Here is an 18,330-nt window from a genome sequence, read left to right on the forward strand (position 1 = left end):
GGCGGTTTGATCGCCGTCGCCCTGCTCCCGCCGGACGCGGCACCGGCCGTCCACCCGCTGGTTCCGGTATTCGCCTTCGTGACGCCGGCCTTCTGCACGGCGCTGCTGCTCACCGGGCTCGACCCCACGGCACGGAGTATTTTGTCCGGTGCCTCCGCGATCGCACTGAACGTCGCCGTCGCCGAGGTGATGCTGGCCTGCTCGATCTGGTCGCCACGCGGCGGGCTGATGGCCATCGCAGCGTGCTGTATACCCCTTTTCGCCCTGGCCGTCGTACGTCGCCGGAATGACCGGGATTCCAGGGAAATGCGGATGGCGGGGCCGACGTACTCTTCCCAACCAACCAACCCCGACCGACCTCCCGGCCCCGATGACGACGACGAGTCCTGGGCCTTCGACCGCTGAAGCCGGTGCCCCAGGGCGTACGCGCGGGGTCTTGAACTTAGTGCCGAGGCGGCGTGCCGTCCTCGGCGACACACCGTACGGGGCGGACTCCAGAAGCAGATCCGGGCTCGGCCTGGGCATTTCCTCCGGCATTTCGAGGCTGATGTCGATCTAGGCGGGGTAGCGACCGTTAAGTCCGGTTTTTTGGATTCGGTCTTTATTGCCATCTTACCCGGATCTTAGCTCCGCGAGAAAGTGAGCGGGAATGTTACAAACAACGGCGTCCACCCGAAACACGGGGAGCAGCGCCGTTTCGTGAAGACCATCGCGCCATTCCGAGATAAGGAGACCGACGTGCTGAAGAAGACGTTCGCCATCAGCGGCCTGGCAATCACCGCCGCCGCGGCTGCGATTCTCACCAGTTCGCCAGCGTCCGCCCAGGCTCCTGCGGGCGGCGGCGGCTGGTGGAGCAGCCACCACTTCCGCTTCAGGTCGCACCACCGCAACTTCAACGCGAATGAGAACGAGTTGTTCAACCGCATCCGCATCCGGATCCGGAACCGGAACAACAACATCGCGATCGCGCGGAACGACCAGGCGCAGGCCCAGCGCGAGAACCAGCGGCAGCGTGAGTTCCAGCGCCAGCGGCAGTTCCAGTTCGACCCGCCCGCGAACGGGGCACGGCCCGGGGCGCCCGGCGCACCCGGCGCCGCTCCGGCCGCCCCTGGCGCCCCTGGCGCCTGAGCCCAGCGGGGTCTGATCCTGGGCGGTGAACGCCGGCATCACACGACGATGGCTCGACGAGCCACGCAGTGACGGCCGCCTACCCGTCCGGTCCGGAATGGGCGCCGGGCACGACTGCTCCGGCGCCCTTCTCCCAGACGACGAAAGGAGATCGGCGTGCTGAAAATGAAAAGCGCCTCTCTCGGCTTGGTGGCGTCCGCAGTCGCCGGCGTCTTGCTAACGGGTTCGCCGGCGAACGCCCAGCCCGACCTGGCCGGCTACTGGCATCACCACAGCTCTCATCGCTTCTACCACAGTCACCGGCACATTGCGCTGAACCACAACCGTCCGCGCATCTTCATCCGGATCTTCATCTACAACCGCAACAACAACATCGCGATCGCCCGGAACGAACAGGCCCAGGCGCAGCGCGAGCGGCAGCGGCAGCGGCAACTCGAGCGGCAGCGGCAGCGGCAGGAGTTCGAGGATCCAGGCGTGGTCAGGACCCGCCGCCCGGGCGCCCCGGGGACGGCGAGTGCTCCCTTGACGTCGAGCGCTCCCTCTACGACGTCGAGTGCTCCCTCGACCGCGCCGGCCGTCCAGGCGGCCCGTCCGCAGATGGCCGGTCCACCGAGCGCCGTCCGGGAGCAGGCACCCGGGCCCGCTCCGCTCCGAGGGCAGAGCGCGAGCTCCGATCAGGACTCCGGGTTCGGTTCGTCGCAGACGCCCTGACCACCTGCCACACCATCCGATTCAGCACTGACAGGAGATTGAGATGTCGAAGAAGACGTACACGCTGGGCGGTCTCGTGATCGCCGCGGCTGCGGGCGTGCTCCTCAGCGGCTCGCCGGCGTCCGCCACGCCCACCTGGGGCGGCGGCTGGGGTGGCTGGGGCCACTCGCACCGGTTCGCGGCCTTCCACCGGCACAGCAACTTCAACGCGAATGAGAACGAGCTGTTCAACCGCATCCGCATCCGGATCCGCAACCGCAACAACAACATCGCCATCGCCCGGAACGACCAGGCCCAGGCCCAGCGCGAGAACCAGCGGCAGCGCGAGGACCAGCGCCAGCGGCAGTTCCAGATCGACCCGCCCGAGCGTCCTGGGGCCCCTGGCGCGCCCGGCGTATGAGCTGACGCCGACGTCCAGCGACGCGGCCACGTCGACGACTCGGACCGATGGCGTGCGGTGAACGCCCGAATCCTTTGAACACAATAAGCGGCCTTTTCGGACAAACCATGGCATTAGCCACTAGGTAAAGAGTCGCCGACAGAATGACCAGCCCCAGGGCAGGAGTGATTACTCCTGCCCTGGGGTTTCGTCGTTTTATAAGCACCTTACTGCTCGATTGCCATGTCAACAGCATTGTCGGGAAAGTACGCCTATGGCGCTCAAAACGGGCGCTGATGGCCATCGAGCCATTTCCGGCAACAAGGAGTTGACGTGCTTAAGAAGACAAGCGCCGCCGGCGGTCTCGTCGTCGCTGCCACCGCGGCCGGCCTCCTGCTCACGGGTTCGCCCGCGTCCGCCCAGGTTCCCATGTGGCACGGGCACCGCCACCACGTCCGTGTGGGCTCCCACAACCACAACAGGAACGTCAACGTGAACAGAAACCGGATCATCGTCCGGGTCCGCGTCCACAACCGCAACAACAACATCGCGGTCGCCCGCAACGATGGTTTCCGCTTCCGCTTCCGCCGCCACCGCTTCTTCGACGGCGACCGGGACTGCTGCTTCCGCACCAACCGGTTCCGCGACGGGGACGGCGACGGCTTCCTCGGCGGCGGCCGGTTCTTCGACGGCGGCCGGCGGGACGGTACCCGGGCCATCATCCGCGGCGACGACGTGTTCGCCAGCGCCGGTGACGCCCGGGCGTTCATCGACTGACCAACAGCAGCCCGATACGTCGCCGAACTGCTAGCGACGGCGACTGTCGGCATCGGGATAGCCGTCACCTGAGCCGCACGGGATGACAGTTCACCGCACGGGGCGCCGGAGTGGCCACTCCGGCGCCCCTTCCCACTCCGACCCTTATTCGCGACCAGGCCCCGAAGGGCCCGTTCCGTGGAAGGAGTTCGATGTGCTGACGAAGAAGAGCGCCGCCCTCGCCCTGGTGAGCGCGGCGACCGCAGGCGTACTGTTCGCGGGAACACCCGCGGAGGCCCAGCCGGTGCCCGCCCGAGCCGGCGTCACCAGCGCTCCGGGTGGCCTGACGAGCGGCCCGGCTCAGACCGCTGCCGGGAGCACCCTGGTAGCGAGCGATCATCACCGCCGGCGCCACATCAGGCGCCACATCAGGCGTCACATCAGGCGCCACTACCGCTTCCGGCACCGCCACTTCCGCCGTCATCACCGCAGGTGGTGGCGCCATCATCGTTATCACCGGCCGTGGTGGTGGCGGCATCACCGCTATCACCGGCCTTGGTGGTGGCGGCACCATCATCGCTACTTCCGCCACCACCACTTCCGGCACCACCACTTCCGGCACCACCACTTCCGGCCGTTCCATCGTCGCCACTTCCGGCACGGTGGCATGGGGTTCCGCCCCTTCCACCGCTTCGGACACGGCGGGATGGGGGGCCACCAGTTCCACCACTTCGGGCACGCGCGACGCTGAGCGCGGAACGTGACGACGATCGCCGGGCCGCTACTGAGACATCCAGCGGACCTCGTACGGAGCGAGAGTGAGTTCGGCTCCGCCGACCCGCGTACGGACCCGGCGGTCGCTCACGTTGACGACGACCGCCTGGTGCCGCTGGGCGAGCACCCGGACGTGCGCGTCGGTCGGCCGCAGGTCGAGCAGTTCCGTACCGGCGGGGAACCACCGGGCGAAGTTCTGGAGGAGGGTGAGCATGCCTCCCGGCGCACCACCCGTGCTCACCAGCGTGCTGATCCACAGACAGCCCTGGCAGCGCGCGTCCTGGGCCTCGTTGTTCCAGTACAGGACGGTGCTGACGCCGGTCCGGGCGAACTCGATGAGCGCCGCCGCGTTGATGGCGATGCGCTTGTTCTCGGCCCACGGAAGGCTCTGCGGCTCGACGTAGTACTCGCTCCACCAGATCGGCAGCGTCGTCTTCGACCGCAGCCAGTCGTCGATGGCGCCGAGCTTGCCCAGCGCGGTCACCTCGTCCGGGTACACGTCGCGGTCGTCGCTGGCCGTCGGCCCGTCCACCGCGACGAAGTCGGCGCCGTGCTTGTGCGCCAGCCAGTAGTCGACGGCGTCGATGACGCGCTGGTCGACGCTCCCCCACGGGCCGCGTACCGACGACTGATGGCCTTGGACGAAGCTGTACATCGGGAGGTACGGACCACCGACCTGGATGCGCGGGTCGACCGCCTTAACGGCGTCGTAGACCGCGTTGTAGAAGGCGGTGAAGTCCTCGTACCTCCAGCGGTCGGCCTTGGCGTCGAAGAAGCCCTTGAGCTCGTTCCAGACCTGGAAGTGGCGCACGTCTGGGTAGCGCCGCGCGACCGCGGCGGCCAGCGCGGCGTAGTCGCGGTAGTGGTCGGGCGTCGGGGCGACCTCCAGTTTGCTCCAGTCCGTCGCGCCCGGCCGGCCGCCCTTCATCCAGTCGGGCGCGCAGCACAGGGTGATGACCGGAACGCCGCGGGTCTTCCGGATGTAGGCGATCCGCTGGTCGAGCGAGCGGAAGTCGAAGACGCCGGGGGACGGCTCCGGGTTGCCCGCTCCCCACCCCATGATGTGCTGGTTCTGCAGGACGGGCTGCCGCGCGATCGCGGTCGCGGCGGTGCCGCTGGCCGGTCCCGTGTCGGCGCTGTAGTCCGTGTGCGTGAATCCCCAGGCCGGCCAGTCCGCCACCCCGCGCGCCCCGACGACCCCGACCGGTCGCTCCTCGGGCCGGTCGTTCGAGGACGCCACGCGCCGTACGGCGAAGCCGAGGGTCGCGATCAACGCCGCGGCGACGGTGACGCAGAGGATCAGCATGGGTGGGCGCATGCGAAGGACCACGACGATTCGCCTCAGATCTTGTACGGCAGCCGCTTGATGCCGTTGTCGAAGCCAGAGAGCAGCGGCTCCGGCTCGCCTGTCGCCCTGATGCCGGGCACGCGGGTGAAGAGCTCCCGGAACATCGCGGTGAGCTCCCGCCGGGCGAGATTGGCCCCCAGGCAGAGGTGCGGTCCCGGGCCGCCGAACCCGACGTGCGGGTTGGGATCACGGCGGATGTCGAAGACGTCCGGCTCCGCGAACACGTCCTCGTCGCGATTGGCCGACAGGTAGAACAGCACCACCTTGTCGCCTCTGCGGTAGGACTGGCCGTTCATCTCGTAGTCGCAGGTCAGCGTGCGCCGGAACTGAATGATCGGCGTGACGTACCGGACGATCTCCTCGATCGCCCCGCCGATCCGGCCGTCGAAGTCCGCCAGGAGCAGCGCCCGCTGATCCGGGTGGTCGGTGAACAGTTTCAGCCCGTGCGCGAGGGCGTTCCGGGTCGTCTCGTTCCCGGCGACGAGCAGCAGGTCGAAGAACGCGCCCAGCTCGCGCAGCGACAGCCGCTCGCCGTCGACGTCCGCGTTCACGAGCGCCGACACCAGGTCGTCGGCCGGCCTGCGGCGGCGCTCCCGGCCCAGGCGCGCGACCAGGCGGTGCAGGACGAGGATGGCCTTGAGGTTGCCCGCGAGGAGGCGGAGCGTACGGAGCCGTACGACGTCGCCCCGGACCCCGGAGTACTCCGTCATGGCGTCCACGCAGGCGGCGACCTTCGCGTGGTCGCGCTCGGGGATGCCCATCATCGCGCTGATCACCCGGATCGGCAGGCGGGCGGCCACGTCGGCCACGAAGTCGCCCGAGCCATGCTCGAGGACGTCGTCGACGATCGCCGTGGCCGTCGCGGCGATGTGCTCGTCGATGCGTTCCAGCCGACGTGGGGTGAAGGCGCGGGAGACGATCCGCCGGAGCCGGGCGTGCCGCGGATCGTCCATGTTGACCATGGGCCGCCCGAAGAGCAGGACGATCCACGGCGGAGGCTCGGGCGAGGTCGCGGCGGGCTCGCTGCTGAACACCTTCGCGTTGCGGCTGGCGTGCACCACGTCGGCGTGGCGGACGAGCGCGTAGAAACCCCGCCCCGAGCGGACGAACGGCACCCGCTGTTCCGTGACGAAGACGGGCCGGTCGCGGGCCCGCAGCCGGGCGAATACCGCCGACCGCTCCTCGGGGGGACGGGCCCAGAAGTCCAGTCCGGCGAGGTCGAGATCGTTTTCTGCCCGAGTTCGCGCGCCCATGAGGCCCCCATCGCGGTTCGCGTGCCACTGACGCTAACCCGCGAAAGCGAGATTTTGGGCCCGGCGGCCGGATCGCGCCACCGCCGGTGGGCTGTAATTTCTCGGCCTTACGGCTACCTGTGCGAATTCGCCGGAATTGCTCCATTTTTTCCGGATACAGGCGGCCGGGTTCAGCGATACACGCGGACGTAGTCGACCTGGAGAGTCGAGGTTTTCCAAGCGGACGCCGGCTTCCCCGCCGCTCCGCCGACCGCGTGGCGATCGTCGCATCCCGGGGGTTCGGGGAGACTCGGGCCCCGCTCGGTACGGTTGGCGGGACTCTACTCGTATGAAGGTGGTCGTGGTTGACTTCCTCCCCCTCCTCAAGAAGGGGGAGTCCCGTCGGCCTTGGGGCCGATCCGGCTTAAGCCGGGCGCCTCGCGGCGCGGGTTTCCTGGTTCAGCGCTGACTGCGGAAGGGAGGGCCCTTGCCGTCTGACACCAGCTCCACAGGCATCACCAGGGTTGTCCCTGGCTACGGCTCGACCAGCCGCAAGGATGTTCTTGGCCGCGTTGATGTCCCGGTCGTGCCGGGTGCGGCAGCCCGGACACGTCCAGTGCCGGGTGGAAAGACTCAGCGTGGTGAGCAGGTGCCCGCAGGCCGAGCAGGTCTTGGAGGATGGGTACCAGCGGTCGATCACGATGAGGGTGCGTCCGGCGCGTTCGGCCTTGTACTCCAGTTGCCTGCGGAACTCCCCCCACCCCGCATCACTGATCGCCCTCGCCAGCGCGTGATTCTTGACCATGTTCTTGATCGCGAGGTCTTCGATGACGATGATGTCGGCTCGGCGGATCAGGTTGGTGCTGGTGCGGTGCAGGAAGTCGTTCCGGGCGTTGCGGACCTTGCGGTGGGCGCGCGCGACCTTGGCCTTGGCCTTACGCCGGTTCATACTGCCGCGTTGGCAGCGGGCCATCCGCCGCTGGTAACGGGCGAGGTTGCGGGCCTTGCGCTCAAGGTGGCGGGGGTTGGCGATCCGTTCGCCATCCGAGGTGATCGCGAAGTCCTTGATGCCGAGGTCGACGCCGATGGCGTGCCCGGCTTCGTCCATGGGCTCGGGGGCGTCGGTGTCGATGGCGAACGTGACGTACCAGCGGCCGTCCGGATACCGGGAGATGACGACCATGGTCGGGTTGAGCGTGGCGACCTCGACGTGGTCGAAGGACCACACGAATCTCAGCGGCGTGGTGGTCTTGGCCATGTACAGCTCGCCGTTCTTCATGCGGAACGCCGAGCGGGTGTAGTGCGCGGTCTGACGCGAGCTGCGGGTCTTGAAACGCGGGTACTTCGCCCGGCCGGCGAAGAAGTTCGCGAACGCCGCGTGCTGATGCCGCAGCGTCTGCTGCAGCGGAACCGACGACACCTCCGAGAGGAACGCCAGATCCTCGGTCTTCTTCCACGCGGTCAACGCCGCATCGGTCTGCTTGTAGGAGGTCCTCTCGCCCCGCTCCGTTTTTGGTCCGTCTCAGCCACGCCGGGACGGTCCTGGCGGAGTCCGAATCCCTCCCCGGCAGGAAGGCCGGGACATCCTTCGGAGAACTAGGTGAACGAGCTACATCTGGCCGAGCAGATGGCCAAGGTGCGGACCCGGGCACGGCCGTGGCGTTCGATCTTCGCCGCGGTGCTGGCCATGCTCGCGATGGCCGGGTCGATCCTCGCCCGGCAGCAGGCCCGGACGCCCGGTCAGCGGCTGCCGTGGCAACTGGCCGCGGCCGGCTGTGCCGTGGTGTTCTGCGTGCTGGCCTTCTCCGCGACGCTCGGGCTGTCCGGCCGGGTGCGGGACCTCATGCTGCCCCGGATCGGCACCAGCCACGCCACGATGGTGCGGCTCGTCCTGGTCCTGATCGGCGGCCTGACCACTCTCGTGCTCACGCTGCAGCTCTTCGGCCTGCCCGTCGGGCAGCTCGTGCTCGGCGGCGCCCTGACCGGCGTACTCGTCGGGATCGCGGCCCAGCAGACGCTCGCCAACCTCTTCGCCGGCATCATCCTGCTGCTGTCCAGGCCGTTCGTCGTCGGCGAGGAGGTACGGCTGTCGTCCGGGCCCCTGGGCGGGGAGTTCCAGGGCACGGTCCTGGAGATCGGCCTGACGTACGTCCGGCTCCAGGCCGACGACGGCGACTATCACCTGCCGAACGCCCAGGTCCTTTCCGCCGCCGCCGGCCCGCCGACCGCCGCCGAACCCGAGACGACGGTGCCCCCGGGCGCCGCGGCCGACCCGGGTCCTGCCGTCGGCGCGGTGACGGGAGCAGAGGCCGTGGCCGGAGCGATGGCCGGAGCAGGGGCCGTGCCCGAAGCGGAGGCCGGAGCACAGGCCGTGCCCGGAACGGATGCCGGAGCACAGGCCGTGCCCGGGGCACAGGCGGGCGCGGAGGGCGATGCCCAGGGTCACGGCGGAGGGCCGGCCACCGCACGGTGACCGGCCCTCGTAGACGTGACTCAGGCGTGACTCAGTGGCGTACGCGGAGCGCTCGGGTGAGCGTGCCGAACAGGTCGGTCTGGTCGGTGACCCCGACGACGTTCGCGGCCTGCGGGCCCTGAGCGGCGATCCGGACCTCGGTGCCGGTGTGCTCCTGCGACTGGCCCGGGGTGTTGGTCGCGTAGTTGATCTTCATGGGGCTGCCGTCCGCGGTGATCAGCGTCGCCGTCTGGCCGGGGCTCTGGGCGTCGACCGGGATGATCTGGCTGGTGTGCCCGTGGTCGGCGGTGACCACGACGAGCGTGTCCCGGTGGTTGCGGGCGTAGTCGAGGGAGGCCTGCACCGCCCGGTCGAACTCGACGTTCTCCCCGATCTGGCCGCACGGGTTCGCGGCGTGGTCCTGCTTGTCGATCGAGGCGCCCTCGATCTGCAGGAAGAAGCCGTTCTTGCCGTGCTTGGACTGCGCGTCGAGGAGCCCGATCGCCTTGTTGGCGAGGTCGCGCAGGTGCGGGCCGCTGAACTGCGCGTTCGGCGTGCACTTGGCGGGGTCGGTGCCGCCGACCTTGGCGAGCGGGCCGGTCCACTCCAGCGGCATGTTGCCGTCGGAGAACAGCCCGAGCACCTTCTTGTCCGGCTTCGCGGCGGCAAGGCCGGCGGCGTCGGTGACGACGTTGTAGCCCGCGGCGGCGGCCTGGTCGAGGACGGTCTTGCCCTTGAACGACCCGGCCTTGACCGTCTGCGCGAAGCGGGCCTTGCCGCCGCCGAAGTAGACGTCGGCGCCGGTCTGCACCTGCTGCTCGGCGATCGAACCCGGCCCGCCGTTCACCTTGTCCTGCTGCGGGCACTTGGCCATGTCGGCCGGGCCCTCACAGGACCGGTCGGCGACGTGCGCGGAAAGGACCGCCGGGGTCGCGTCGCCCAGCTCCGCCGTGCTGACGTCGCCGGTACGGAACCCGGCCTTCTTGGCCAGCTCCAGGACGGTCGCCTGCGACTTGCCGTCGGGCGTCACCGAGATCGCGCCGTTGTAGCTCTTGTGCCCGGTGGCCCAGCCGGTCCCGCTGGCGGCGGAGTCGGTGACGTAGTCCGGCTTGCTCGGGTCGCTCTTGCTCACGGCGTACGTGGTGTACTCGCCGGTCAGCGGCAGGGTGTCCATGGCCAGCCGCCCGGCGGCGCCCTTGGCGTAGTTACGGGCGATCGTGATCTCCGAGTCGCCCATGCCGTCACCGATGAGCAGGATGACGTTCCGGGCCTTGCCGCCCTTGATCGCGGAACGGACGGCGTCGGTACGGTCGCCGCCGGACGCGAAGGTCGGTATGGCCGCCGCGGTCAGCGCACCGACGGCCACCGCCGCGATGGCACCCCGGCGGATCAGCCTCGACGATGAGGTCATGTGACGGTCTCCTCTAAGCAAATAAATCGCAAAAGCCGCTGCTTGCGGGGGATACGTCACCAGGCTGGAATGGCAGCACACGCCGCGTGGGGTGACGGCCGGATGAACGACAGGCGAAATCCTCCGGCAGCCGCAGGGGCGGTCCAGCCGAGATCATCGGCAGCATTCACGCCGGTGGACGGACCGAGGCCACCGGCCGTGTCCACGCCGGCGGACGAATCCAGACCACGACGACCATCCCGGCGAACGGACCGAGGCCACCAGCGGCAACCACGCCAGCGGACGAACCGAGGCCTTCGGCCGCTTCCACGCCGGCGGACGATTCCGGATCACCGGCTGCGGCCACGCGGGCGACCGGCCGGAGACGCCGAGCCGAGAAGCAGGCCGCTGATCAGCGCCCTCGCGTCCCGTCGGTGCCGGTCAGTGATGCTTACCGTGCTTCTTCCGGTGCGTTTCGGGGCGTTTGGAATGTTTCGGGCGAGCGTGCTTGACCGTGGGGTGGGGGGCGGGCTTCCGGGCGGTGGCCGACGGGTGCGAGGCCACGGGAGCGGCCGGTGCCGAGGACGACGGGGTCGTCGCCGGGCGGTGCGGACTCGTCGGCCGGGCGAACCATCCCACTCCCCCGGCCAGCAGCGCGATCGCCAGACCGCCGACCGCCAAGGGAAGCGCCCGGCGGGGCCGGGCCGGCTCGTCGGGCACCGGTACGGACAGGATCTGTGTCGCGCCGCCGACCGGATGCCCCGGCCCGCCGACGGGGTGCATGTGCCCGGCCGGATCCCCCGGTCCGCCGGACGGCCCCATCCCCGGGAACGGCGCAGCCCCGGGCGCGGGCGGCATCGGGACGCCGTCCAGCCGGGTTCCGCCCGCCATCGTCATCCCGGGGTCGGACCGCAGCCGGGCGGCCCGGTCGGCGACGGACACGGCGCCGGCGGGCCGCATCTCCGGGTCCTTCGTCGTCAGTGCGAGGACGAGGTCGCGGACACCGGGCGGAACGGACGGAGGCAGGACGGGAAGGGGCGAGTCGCGATGCGCGAGCAGCACGGCGGTCGGCGGCCCCTCGTACGGAGGCCGTCCGGTGAGCATCTCGTACGCGATGACGCCCAGCGCGTACAGGTCGGTGGCCGCCGTCGCCTGCCGGCCCACGGCCTGCTCGGGTGCCAGGTACAGCGGCGTGCCCATGAGCATGCCGGTCCGGGTCAGCGGGATGGCGTCCACGGCACGGGCGATGCCGAAGTCGGTGATCTTGATGGAGCCGTCAAGGCCGACCAGGAGGTTCCCGGGCTTGACGTCACGGTGCACGATCCCGGCGGCGTGCGCCACGGCCAAGGCGGCCGCGGCCGAGCCGAGGACCTCGAGCACGCGGTCGGGGTCCATCGGCGCGTCCCGGGCGATCGACGCCGCGAGGGACTCGCCCTCCACGTACTCCATGACGAGGTACGGCGGCTCGTCGCCCCGGCCCTCGTCATAGTCGAAGACCTGGGCGATACCGGGGTGGGACAGGGCGGCGGCGTTCTGCGCCTCGCGGCGGAACCGGTCGCGGAACTCCGCGCTGTCGGCGTACTCGCCGCGCAGGAGCTTGACCGCGACCGGACGACCGAGTGCGGTGTCCTCGGCGCGCCAGACCTCGCCCTGCCCACCGACGGCGATGCGCTCGACCAGCCGATAGCGGTCGCCGAGGACCGTGCTGGGGCCGAATGTCATAGTCATCGTCCGCGCCACGATACAGACACATACCGCCATGAATCACCCGGTCGAGGTAGGACAGGGGGCGTCAGGCGTGTCGCCTGCGGTCACCGGCGGCCTGTCGTTTTCGGCCTGACGGCGTCCGTGACGGTCGTCGCCGCCACGCCCGCCTCGGCGAGCCGCCATGCCCCCGCGATGGCGGTTCCCCGGACGCGCGTCAGGGGCGTCCCGATCGCACGGGGCGCCCCTGACGTGTGCCGGGAAGCCCGGCGATCTCTCTCGTCCAACTTGTTCCGAGGGCACGAGTTGGGGACCCCGCCCTCGGATTTGCGCTTGCGAGGACGACGTTAGCGACGATGATGCCGGAAGCTCCTGAGTACCGGCGACTCAACTTCCGGCGGACCGACGCGCGCCGATTGAGTCGCCGAGGCCGCGCGAATGAGCAAACGGACGCCGGGGCGGGGCGGTGACCTCCCCATGCGAATGACCCGATGTCTCGCCGTAAACGTTAGTGATCCTCACTAAGCCGCGCTTGAGCCGCAGGACCTAATTCCGGCCGGGACTCCCGGTCCCTCGCGCCAGCCGCGGTCCGCTGCCGCGCGGCCAGACGCACCCCGGCTCCCCTCGCAACAGCCGCCAAGCGCTCGCGCCACCGATGCTGCGCGGACGACGGGACCGCTCCAGCGCTCCCTCGGACACCGCGACCACCTGACGCCCGCTCGGCCGAAGCCACGCGCATACCGCGCGGGCCCGAGGCGCCCCGCTCCCCCGCGTACGGCCCGCCGGGCACTCGCGCGGCCAAGGCCACGCGGATGACGCGACCTCCGGACGCTCACGTGGCGAGGCTGTTCGGGTCGCAGCGTCAGCCGAGCGCGCTCAGGTCCAGTTCGCTCAGCTCGCTGCGCGAGCCGACGCCGAGCTTGGGGAACGCCCGGTACAGGTGGTTGCCGACCGTGCGAGGGCTCAGGAACAGCTGGGCGCCGATCTCCCGGTTCGACAGGCCCGCCGCGGCCAGCCGTACGACCTGGCTCTCCTGCGGGCTGAGCAGGCCGGCCGGGCCGGGGGTCGCGGAGACGGCATCCTCGCCGGAGGCGCGAAGCTCGGCGCGGGCGCGCTCGACCCACGGCGCGGCGCCGAGGTGGTCGAACATCTCGAAGGCCGCGCGGAGGTGTTCGCGCGCCTCGGCGCGGCGCCGCTTCCGGCGGAGCCATTCCCCGTAGAGGAGTTCGGCTCGGGCGTGCTGGAAGGGCTGGTCGGGGACCACCTCATGCCCGTAGAGGCGTACCGCCTCCGCGTAGTACCGCTCGGCCTCGTCGTCGGGGGCGAGCAGTGCCCGGCACCGGGCCACCACCGCCGCAGACCAGGGTCGCCCGATCGCGGTCGCCCAGCCCTCGAGCCGGTACATCGGTTCCTCGGCGATATCCGGCCGTCCCGCGCGGGCCGCCGCCTCGATCACCTCGGGGGCGGCGTACAGCGCGACGGTCTGGTGCCGGCGGCCTCCGGTCCAGATCGGGGCGAGCCGTTCGAGGGCCGGCGACGTGCGGCGGCGGCCGAGGTGCAGCAGGCCCGACGCCCATCCCGCCATCACCCGGCCGGCCTCGCCCGCCCCGTCGGCGGCCCGGACCAGCCGGTCGCAGAGCTCGTCGTCACCCTTGATCGCCGCCAGCCAGGCCACGACCCCGCCGAGGTACTCGACACGGTGGGCCTGCCCGATGTCGCGCGCGACGTCCAGCGCCTCGGCGGCGGCCGAGGCGGCCTCGTCGAGGCGGCTGCGCAGCATGTGGGACTGGGCGAGCAGTGCGAGCGCCTGGGGCAGTACCCCGATCAGGCCGTGCTCGCGGCAGTGGGTGACGGCCGCGGCCGCCAGCTCGACGGCGCTCACCTCATCGCCCGCCATGAGGCTCAGGGACACGGCGAGCAGGCGCTGGTCCATGTCGTCGTCGGGCGCCGCGCGCAGGGTCGCGACCGCGTCCCGGACCGGGTCGAGGTCGTCGACGACCTCGTCCGCCAGCAGCGCCGCCACGCTGCTCATGCCGCGCGCGACCTTGTCCTCGCCGATCTCCCGTAGGACGTCGACGACGGCTTGGGCGAGTTCGCCGTCGCCGGCGAACGACGCGTTCCGGCCGGCCTGATGAAGCATGTGGGCGGCGCCCGTCGCGTCGAAGGTCGCGAGCCGCCGGGCTCCCTCGACCATGATGCGCCCGGCGCACCCCAAAGAGCCCCGCTCGAATTCGACCGAGGCGCGAACGCGGTCGATGCGTGCGCGGGGCCTCGGGTCGTCGGCGAACGGCAGGGCTTGGTCGGCCAGGGCCGTCGCCCGGCCGAACTGCCCGGCCTGGACCGCGAGCTCGGCGGCGGCGGACAGCCGGCAGGCCGCGCGGCGAGGGTCCGAGGTGAGCTCCGCGGCGCGTTCGTACGCCGCCGACGCCACCGCCGCGCCCTGGCGCTTCTGCGCCCGGCGGGCGACGCTCTCCAGCTCGTCGGCGACCTGGTCGTCCGGCCTGGTCGCGGCGGCGGCCAGATGCCACGCCCGCCGGTCGGCGTCCTCGGCCCGATCCAGGACGGCGGCGATCGCCCGGTGCGCGGCGACCCGCCGGGCGTACGGCGCGCACTGGTACGCCGCCGCCCGGATCAGCGGGTGCCGGAACGCCACCGTGGTCGTCGACACGTGGAGCAGGCCGGCCCGCTCCACCGCCTCGAGGTCGGCGGGGGTGGCGCCGAGCCGCTCGGCCGCGCCCAGTACCACCGCGACGTCTCCGGTGTCGTCCGCGGCGGCGACGAGCAGCATGTCCCGCGCCGCCTCGGGGAAGCCGTTGATCTGCCGCTGGAACGCCTCCTCCACCCGGTTCGACGGGGGCGCCCCGTCGACCGCGACCGCGAGGGGTCCCAGCCGGCCGGATCGCTGGTCGGGGGTGAGCATGTTCGGCAGTTCGATGAGCGCGAGCGGGTTGCCGGCGGCCTCCTGGAGAATGCGGTGGCGGACCTGCGGGCCCAGGTCCCCGGCGTACTGCGCGAGCAGGTCCTCGGCCGCCTGCGGGGTGAGCCGGCCGAGCCGCAGCTCCGGGATGTCGGTGCCGGTCAGCGCGGGCGCGTCGTCCCGTACGGCGAAGATCATCGCGACGGCGTCGGCCTCCAGACGCCGTGCGGCGAACGTCAGCGCGTCGGTCGAGGCGCCGTCGAGCCACTGCGCGTCGTCGATCAGGCAGAGAACGGGACGGTCCTCGCCGAGGTCGGACAGCAGGGTCAGCACCGCGAAGCCGATGAGGAACCGGTCGCGGACCGACGCCTCGCCGAGCCCGAACGCGCTGCGCAGCGCCTCGGCCTGCGTGGGCGGCAGCCGGTCCACGCGGTCGAGCACGGGCCGCAGGAGGAGCTGCAGGGCGGCGAACGGGAGCTCGCTCTCCGACTCGACCGCCCGTACCTGGAGCACCCGCATCCGGGTCGCCTCGGCGGCGGCCTGCGTCAACAGGACCGACTTGCCGATGCCCGCCGCGCCGCGCAGGACCAGCGCCCCGCTTCGGCCGGATCGGGCCGAGTCCAAGAGCCGCGAGATCTCCCGCTGCTCGCCCGAACGTCCGTACAGCATCGACCTCTCCCGGCAGTGGTGCGCCCATGGACTCAAAGGTCACGGTCGTTGCTGTGATCTTAACGATCAGTCATAGGAAATGGTGGGATTTCGCCTCATACAACTGATCGCGATGACTCAATCGGAACCCACGGCGATACTCAAGCCGAGCGCGGCGGCCATCGCCCGCGACTTCACCAGCGTCTCTTCGAACTCCGCGGCGGGGTCGGACGCCGCGACGATCGCACCGCCCGCTCCGAAGCCGACCGCCTCGGGCGTGATCACGATCGTACGGATGACCATGCCCAGGTCCGCGGCGCCGTTGAGGGAGAACCAGCCCAGCACCCCGGAGTACACGCCGCGCGGCCCCTCCTCCAGCCGATCGATGATCTCCATGGTGCGCAGCTTCGGCGCCCCGGTCATCGACCCGCCCGGGAAGGCCGCCCGTACGCAGTCCACCGCCGAGACACCCGGCCGCAACGTGCCCCGGACGGTCGACACCAGGTGGTGCACCGGGGCGTACGACTCGACCGCGAACAGGTGCGGGACGTGGACCGAGCCGACCTCGCAGACGGTGCCCAGGTCGTTCCGCACCAGATCGACGATCATCAGGTTCTCCGCCCGGTCCTTCGCGCTGTCGCGCAGTTCGCGGCGGAGCGCCGCGTCCTCCTCCGGCGTCGCACCACGCGGCCGCGTGCCCTTGATCGGTTTGGACTCGACCACCCGGTCGGCGCCGACGGTCAGGAAGCGCTCCGGCGAGGCACTGAGCACCGCGACGCCCGGGAAGTCCAGCAGCGCGCCGTACGGCACGGGGCTGATCCGGCGCAGGAACCCGTACGTCCGCAGCGGATCGACGGCCGCCCGCGTGACGGCCATGTTGGTCAGGCAGATCTCGTACGACTCACCGTCGCGGATCTCCTGGTGACACTCGGCGATCCGCTTGAGATAGGCCTCCTCACCATGCCGCAGCACGTACGGCACGGCCGGCGCGGGCCGCGCCCGGTCCGACGCGGATGGCAGGCGGTCGGCCACGGACGAGTCGCGATCAGCTGCAGGCGGTACAAGGTCGGCTACGGGCGACACACGATCAGACGCGGGCGGCACGCCGTCGGCTGCGAGCGACACATGATCGGGCGTGGGCGCCACGCGATCAGACGCGGGCGGCACGCCGTCGGCTGCGGACGGCCGGCGTACGCCTCCGGCGAGCAGACGGCGGACCCGGGCCTCGGTGGCGTCGAGCCACGCTGCGGCCCGCGGGTCGTCGCCGCCCTCACCGAGACACAGCAGGAAGCAGGAGTCCTCCTGGTGGTCGATCACGACGGCGCGGTCGGCGAAGAGCAGCGCGGCGTCGGGCGTCGGAGCGTCGTACACGGCGGCGCCGCCCGTCTCGGCCTTCAGCTCGTAGCCGAGATAGCCGACGTAGCCGAGGGCGAAGTCGAACGGCAGGCGCTCGTCCGGAGGCAGGGCGCGCTCCCGGAGCCGGGCGTCGAGGTAGTCGAGGAACGGCCCGGGGACGTGCTCGACCGGCCGATCCGGGCGGTGCACGCGTACGGTGCGCTCACGCGTCCGGTACGTGACGAACTCCGCGAGCGGCCCGGTGCCGTCGCCCAAGATCGAGAAGCGGGACCCGACGCCGGCTCCGGCTGCACCGTCCAGCCAGAAACTCCGCGGCCGGCCGGCGAACAGCTCACGGTAGGCCGTCTCCGGATCGGGCGCCCGGTCGAGCCGCCGCACCTCGAGCCGGTACGGCGAGGCAGACCGGGGCTCGGCGGCGTCCATCGGAACCACCGCCTCAGGCCGAGGAACGGCGGCACTCCCCGGAACGGACTCGGACCCGGACACAGCGGCATCCATTGGAACCGACTCCGACCGAGCCGCGGCAGCGTCCACCGGGACCGGCTCCGGGCGGGGCATGGCAGCGTCCACCGGAACGGACTCCGACCTGGACGCGGCATCCCCCGGAACCGGCTCCGGCCGGGGCGCGGCAGCATCCGCCGGGGCCGGCCGGGAACCCGGCCCGGTCCGGGGAGGGCCGCTGAGGTCGCGGAAGTTGGCGAGCAGTTGGCGGCCGTACTCGGTGCCGATCGACTCCGGGTGGAACTGCACGCCCCACAGCGGCCGCGTCCGGTGGCGTACCCCCATGAGCACGCCGTCGGCCGTCCAGGCGACGCGCTCGAACTCCTCCGGCAGCGAGGTCACGGCCAGCGAGTGGTATCGCACGGCCGTGAACGGCGAGGGGATCCCGGCGAACACGTCCCGCCCGGTGTGGTGAATCGCGGACGGCCGGCCGTGCACGGGCTCCGGAGCGTGCTCGACCGTGCCGCCGAGCAGTTCGCAGATCCCCTGATGGCCGAGGCACACGCCGAGCAGGGGCAGGTCCCACTCACGGATCGCGCGGGCGCACACCCCGAAGTCCCGCTCACGGTCCGGACGCCCGGGACCGGGTGAGATGACGACGTTGTCGAAGTCGCTGGAGTCCAGCGTCGACCAGTCGACGTCGTTGTGCACGACCACCGGCGGCCGTCCGTTCACCTCGGCCAGCAGGTGGAAGAGGTTGTAGGTGAAGGAGTCGAAATTATCGATCAGCAGTGTTCGCATCGAGACTCCGGAGCCCCCGTTCAGTCGCATGGTACGTCGGGCGGCACCGTGGTCACCGGCGGACCACCGACCGGCGCCCTCCGCCGGGCCGTCGTCTCCCTGTGAGCCGGTAGGACCGACGCCCCATCTCACCACCCCGTGAATGGGCTCTGAGCCCCTATCTCCACCGGTGATCCGCTGCGAGGATGCGCGGTCAGTCGAGCAATTCGCCGAGCGAAAGGCCGATGATGCCGTACCTCAAGTCCGCCGCCGTGGCGATCGCCGTCGGCGCCGCCACCGTGGCCCTGTCCGCC

General features: G+C 71.0%; 13 protein-coding genes and 1 pseudogene. 7 read left to right on the forward strand and 7 right to left on the reverse strand.

What is annotated here, in order from left to right:
- Positions 1-6: 6 nt before the first annotated feature.
- The 6 genes from ACYVF7_RS54735 (at position 7) to ACYVF7_RS54760 (ending at position 3,725) form a co-directional block, all read left to right on the forward strand.
- Positions 7-405 (forward strand): hypothetical protein, encoded by a 399-nt coding sequence (locus tag ACYVF7_RS54735; protein ID WP_460355744.1) that lies wholly within the window; start codon positions 7-9, stop codon positions 403-405.
- Positions 406-699: 294 nt separating this feature from the next.
- The gene (locus tag ACYVF7_RS54740) at positions 700-1,128 is read left to right on the forward strand and encodes a hypothetical protein (protein ID WP_460355746.1); all 429 of its coding nucleotides are present in this window, start codon (positions 700-702) and stop codon (positions 1,126-1,128) included.
- 156 nt (positions 1,129-1,284) lie between these two features.
- On the forward strand, positions 1,285-1,839 hold the full coding sequence (locus ACYVF7_RS54745) for a hypothetical protein (protein ID WP_460355747.1): 555 nt from the start codon (positions 1,285-1,287) through the stop codon (positions 1,837-1,839).
- Between the two features lie 43 nt (positions 1,840-1,882).
- On the forward strand, positions 1,883-2,239 hold the full coding sequence (locus ACYVF7_RS54750; protein ID WP_460355750.1) for a hypothetical protein: 357 nt from the start codon (positions 1,883-1,885) through the stop codon (positions 2,237-2,239).
- 312 nt (positions 2,240-2,551) lie between these two features.
- Positions 2,552-2,995, forward strand: a complete 444-nt coding sequence (locus ACYVF7_RS54755) for a hypothetical protein (protein WP_460355751.1) — start codon at positions 2,552-2,554, stop codon at positions 2,993-2,995.
- Between the two features lie 193 nt (positions 2,996-3,188).
- Positions 3,189-3,725, forward strand: coding sequence for a hypothetical protein (locus ACYVF7_RS54760; RefSeq protein ID WP_460355753.1), 537 nt, complete (start codon positions 3,189-3,191; stop codon positions 3,723-3,725).
- Positions 3,726-3,755: 30 nt separating this feature from the next.
- Here ACYVF7_RS54760 and ACYVF7_RS54765 read toward each other — a convergent pair whose 3' ends face one another.
- The 3 genes and pseudogenes from ACYVF7_RS54765 to ACYVF7_RS54775 all read right to left on the reverse strand — a co-directional run.
- Positions 3,756-5,066 carry a GH39 family glycosyl hydrolase gene (locus tag ACYVF7_RS54765; RefSeq protein ID WP_460355755.1) on the reverse strand — a complete coding sequence of 437 codons (1,311 nt, stop codon included), beginning with the start codon at positions 5,064-5,066 and terminating at the stop codon, positions 3,756-3,758.
- 23 nt (positions 5,067-5,089) lie between these two features.
- Positions 5,090-6,349: a cytochrome P450 gene (locus ACYVF7_RS54770; RefSeq protein WP_460355757.1), complete on the reverse strand. Its 1,260-nt coding sequence runs from the start codon at positions 6,347-6,349 to the stop codon at positions 5,090-5,092.
- Between the two features lie 403 nt (positions 6,350-6,752).
- Positions 6,753-7,835: pseudogene (locus ACYVF7_RS54775) on the reverse strand (RNA-guided endonuclease InsQ/TnpB family protein); the annotation flags it as partial.
- Between the two features lie 93 nt (positions 7,836-7,928).
- On the opposite strand from ACYVF7_RS54775, the gene ACYVF7_RS54780 reads away from it, so the two are divergent.
- Entirely contained in the window at positions 7,929-8,801 is an 873-nt protein-coding gene (locus ACYVF7_RS54780; protein ID WP_460355760.1) for a mechanosensitive ion channel family protein, read from the forward strand.
- 31 nt (positions 8,802-8,832) lie between these two features.
- Here the strand turns inward: ACYVF7_RS54780 and phoA are convergent, their stop codons facing one another.
- The 4 genes from phoA to pabB form a co-directional block, all read right to left on the reverse strand.
- Positions 8,833-10,191 carry an alkaline phosphatase gene (phoA, locus tag ACYVF7_RS54785; RefSeq protein ID WP_460355762.1) on the reverse strand — a complete coding sequence of 453 codons (1,359 nt, stop codon included), beginning with the start codon at positions 10,189-10,191 and terminating at the stop codon, positions 8,833-8,835.
- Between the two features lie 420 nt (positions 10,192-10,611).
- Positions 10,612-11,898: a serine/threonine-protein kinase gene (locus ACYVF7_RS54790; RefSeq protein WP_460355765.1), complete on the reverse strand. Its 1,287-nt coding sequence runs from the start codon at positions 11,896-11,898 to the stop codon at positions 10,612-10,614.
- Between the two features lie 838 nt (positions 11,899-12,736).
- Complete coding sequence (locus ACYVF7_RS54795; RefSeq protein WP_460355768.1) at positions 12,737-15,460, reverse strand: helix-turn-helix transcriptional regulator; 2,724 nt, start codon at positions 15,458-15,460, stop codon at positions 12,737-12,739.
- A 117-nt stretch (positions 15,461-15,577) separates the two neighbouring features.
- Complete coding sequence (gene pabB, locus ACYVF7_RS54800; RefSeq protein ID WP_460355771.1) at positions 15,578-18,037, reverse strand: aminodeoxychorismate synthase component I; 2,460 nt, start codon at positions 18,035-18,037, stop codon at positions 15,578-15,580.
- Between the last annotated feature and the right edge of the window lie 293 nt (positions 18,038-18,330).

The sequence above is a fragment of the Actinoallomurus acanthiterrae genome, from assembly GCF_054775715.1.

Excerpts from the sequence above, each read along its gene's own strand:
- ACYVF7_RS54750 (WP_460355750.1), top strand. The coding sequence starts at position 1,883 with ATGTCGAAGAAGACGTACACGCTGGGCGGTCTCGTGATCGCCGCGGCT.
- ACYVF7_RS54765 (WP_460355755.1), bottom strand. The coding sequence starts at position 5,066 with ATGCGCCCACCCATGCTGATCCTCTGCGTCACCGTCGCCGCGGCGTTG.
- ACYVF7_RS54770 (WP_460355757.1), bottom strand. The coding sequence starts at position 6,349 with ATGGGCGCGCGAACTCGGGCAGAAAACGATCTCGACCTCGCCGGACTG.
- phoA (WP_460355762.1), bottom strand. The coding sequence starts at position 10,191 with ATGACCTCATCGTCGAGGCTGATCCGCCGGGGTGCCATCGCGGCGGTG.
- ACYVF7_RS54790 (WP_460355765.1), bottom strand. The coding sequence starts at position 11,898 with ATGACTATGACATTCGGCCCCAGCACGGTCCTCGGCGACCGCTATCGG.
- ACYVF7_RS54795 (WP_460355768.1), bottom strand. The coding sequence starts at position 15,460 with ATGCTGTACGGACGTTCGGGCGAGCAGCGGGAGATCTCGCGGCTCTTG.
- pabB (WP_460355771.1), bottom strand. The coding sequence starts at position 18,037 with ATGCGAACACTGCTGATCGATAATTTCGACTCCTTCACCTACAACCTC.